This window comes from Cyanobacteriota bacterium, assembly GCA_025054735.1.
Lineage (GTDB): Bacteria > Cyanobacteriota > Cyanobacteriia > SKYG9 > SKYG9 > SKYG9.
This window is the reverse complement of the sequence record JANWZG010000435.1, coordinates 1-3,106: the sequence shown is the minus strand read 5'-3', so window position 1 is coordinate 3,106 and position 3,106 is coordinate 1. Positions and strand designations below refer to the sequence as shown.

Below are 3,106 nucleotides of genomic sequence, written 5' to 3'. Positions count from 1 at the left end.
AGCCATGGCAGCAATGACCCGATCGCCCACCTCCTCTGGGTCGATGGTCGGCATCACCTCCGCTAGACTACCGACGGGCTTATCGGCAATACCACAGGGCACAATGCGCTGAAAGCCACTCAGGTCAGGGCAAACGTTCAGGGCAAAGCCGTGCATCGTGATCCAGCGAGAAGCTTTGATGCCGATCGCTGCCACCTTGCGCCCATCTAACCATACGCCTGTGAATCCAGGTAGTCGATCGCCCCGCAAGCCATAGGTTGCCAGCACTCGGATGGCCACCTCCTCCAGTTGGCGCAGATACCAGTGCAAATCTGGCTGATAGCGCTTCAAGTTTAGGATGGGATAGGCGACCAGTTGTCCTGGACAGTGATAGGTCACCTCGCCCCCCCGCTCAACCCGATGCATCTCCACTGTAGTGGGGTCAACTTTCAAAAACTCTAGACTAGCTCCCTGCCCTAGGGTGTAAACAGGGGGATGCTCCAGTAATAACAGTACATCGTCTAGGTTGGGATCCATGCGCCGAGCGTGCACTAGCGATCGCTGCCACTGCCATGCCTGCTGATAGGGCACTACCCCTAATCTATATACCCGCAGTTGATTGCCACTACTTGAAGTCACCAGAAAAATCAAGTCCCTCCTGTACAGAACATGGTTAAGTTCACCCTGTTAAACCATCAAGAATTGTCAACCGTTGCAACACATTCTTAAGGGAAACTGTTCTCCAGAATACAGGATGGTAGGGTAGAGGTATAGCAATTTAGCAGTCGAACTGGCTGGTCATTCCCTCGCCAGAAACGGCTTTTGGTGAACGATCTCCGCTAATTTTTGGTGTAGGAGTTCAACCAAGTAATCCGACAACCGCAAGGTTTGGGGTCGTCGCGGCGATCGTTGTTTTGTAGCCTACTAGTCGTGAGTGATTGCTCAATGCTAATCACTATCCTATTTTTTAGTGGAGGAGACTCTCTATGAAGCTTGTGATCCAGGGTAAGAACATCGAGATCACGGATGCCATTCATGAGTATGTCCAGCAAAAAATTCACAAAGCGGTTAGCCACTTTCAACATCTAGCCATGGAGGTTGATGTGCGCCTATCCGTTGAACGCAACCCTCGGATTACACCGAGCCAAACCGTAGAAGTAACCATCTACGCCAATGGCAGTGTCATTCGTGCAGAGGAGAGTAGCGAAAACCTCTATGCCAGCATTGACTTAGTTGCAAATAAAATTGCTCGCCAGTTGCGGAAGTTCAAAGAGAAGCGGGCAAGCAAAACCCAAGCGCCCAAGATTGGCACTATGGCACGCCATCATGGCATTGAAGGTGACCTGATCGGCGATCGTACCCCACAACTTCCCCCAGAAGTCGTCCGTACCAAATACTTCGCCATGCCACCCATGACAGTACAGGCTGCTCTAGAGCAGTTAGAACTGGTGGATCACGACTTTTATGTGTTCCGTAATGCAGACACCGGTGAAATCAACGTCATTTACGAGCGCAATCATGGCGGTTATGGTGTAATTCAGCCTCGCCCAACCTCCAGCAATGGGCACCACGAGCACAATGGACATGCCCTCAACGGTAAATCTGCAACCTTAGTGGCAGCATCTAACCGCAACAGCGCTCACTAATAACACAGCTAGTTGTCTGCCATCATCTGGGGTATCCCTTGGGGATATCCCAGCAAATAGCCAAGTGTATTAGCAAACGCTACTATGGCCGCTTACCATCCCGGCGCATGAGGTAATCGAAAATGCGCGCTTGACGCTCTTGGCTAGACACTAACGACGCACAGAGAGCATCAAAGCAAGAGAGGGCTGACCGCACTTCGGCTCGGAACTGCATGGCCCGATCGCGGTCTTCTCATCTGCATCAGCACAGCCTGCCCTTCCCGCAGCTCAGCAATATTCCGGGTTTGCTCGCGATTGCTTGCCGTTGTTCAGCAACAGCACTAGCTAGCCGACTAACATATCATCCATCCACCGCTCTACAACCATAAGCTCCATCATCCTGGGTTTTAACGTGCCCAGTAACCTCAGAGGGTTAACTGCACTTCTCCATCCTAACCTAGCTCAGTAGTGCCAATTAGAACGTTCGTAGTAAGGACTTCAGTCCTAGAACAATCGTAGTAAGGACTTTAGTCCTAGAACCAATTAAAACGTTCGTAGTAAGGACTTTAGTCCTAGAACCAATCAGAACGTTCGTAGTGAGGACTTTAGTCCTCCTAACAGCCGCCTTATAGGGATCCAAAGAACTGCCAAGTGGCAGCAGTTGTTGACTAGCTGAGCCTTGCGCTAGTAGTAGAGGGTATACTCAACCCCGGAGGGTGCGATGTCCATTCAAGATCCTTTACAGGCTTATCATGCACTGTCTGACTCAGAAATCCAAGAAAAGTTTGGCACCAGCATAGATAGCGGCTTAACCCCTGAGGACATAGCGCGTCGCTATGAACAGTATGGCTGGAATGAATTACAGCTAAAGCCTGGAAAACCTGCATGGCTCAAGTTCTTGCTGCAATTCCATCAGCCGCTTCTCTACATCTTGCTTTTAGCCGGAGCAGTCAAGGCATTTCTGGGTTCCTGGACTAATGCAGCCGTAATTTGGGGAGTTACCCTCATCAACGCAATCATTGGCTATGTGCAAGAAGCTAAGGCAGAAGGAGCGATCGCTTCCCTAGCCAAAGCCGTCACTACCGAAACTACTGTCTTGCGTGAGGGACAACCCCTGCGAATTCCCTCACGGGAGTTAGTGCCAGGGGACTTGGTTTTGTTGGCCTCTGGGGATAAGGTTCCGGCAGACTTACGATTGTTGCAGGTTCGCAACCTCCAGGTGGATGAGTCAGCCCTGACAGGAGAATCGGTTCCTGTCGATAAATCAACCCAAGTGCTTCCGGTTGACACACCCCTTGCCGAACGACGCAACATGGCCTACGCGGGTAGTTTTGTCACCTTTGGTCAGGGACGAGGCATTGTTGTGGCTACAGCTAATGCTACAGAGGTGGGCAAGATTTCTCAGTCAATGGACAGTCGAGTTAGTCTGAGCACACCCCTAACCCGCAAGTTTGAAAAATTCAGTCGTACCCTGCTTTATGTCATCCTGACTCTGGCAACCT

At 50.9% G+C, this 3,106-nt stretch carries 4 protein-coding genes; 2 read left to right on the top strand and 2 right to left on the bottom strand.

The window, feature by feature from the left end; translation table 11 throughout:
- On the bottom strand, nt 1-621 hold a 621-nt coding region (gene lipB / locus NZ772_16400; protein ID MCS6815136.1), incomplete at its 3' end, for a lipoyl(octanoyl) transferase LipB.
- Nucleotides 622-965: 344 nt separating this feature from the next.
- On the opposite strand from lipB, the gene raiA reads away from it, so the two are divergent.
- A complete protein-coding gene (gene raiA / locus NZ772_16395; GenBank protein MCS6815135.1) occupies nt 966-1,625 on the top strand; it encodes a ribosome-associated translation inhibitor RaiA in 660 nt (219 codons plus the stop codon).
- An 82-nt stretch (nt 1,626-1,707) separates the two neighbouring features.
- Here the strand turns inward: raiA and NZ772_16390 are convergent, their stop codons facing one another.
- On the bottom strand, nt 1,708-1,839 hold the full coding sequence (locus tag NZ772_16390) for a hypothetical protein (protein ID MCS6815134.1): 132 nt from the start codon (nt 1,837-1,839) through the stop codon (nt 1,708-1,710).
- A 486-nt stretch (nt 1,840-2,325) separates the two neighbouring features.
- Here NZ772_16390 and NZ772_16385 point away from each other — a divergent pair.
- A partial coding sequence (locus tag NZ772_16385; protein ID MCS6815133.1) for an HAD-IC family P-type ATPase occupies nt 2,326-3,106 on the top strand: 781 nt, incomplete at its 3' end.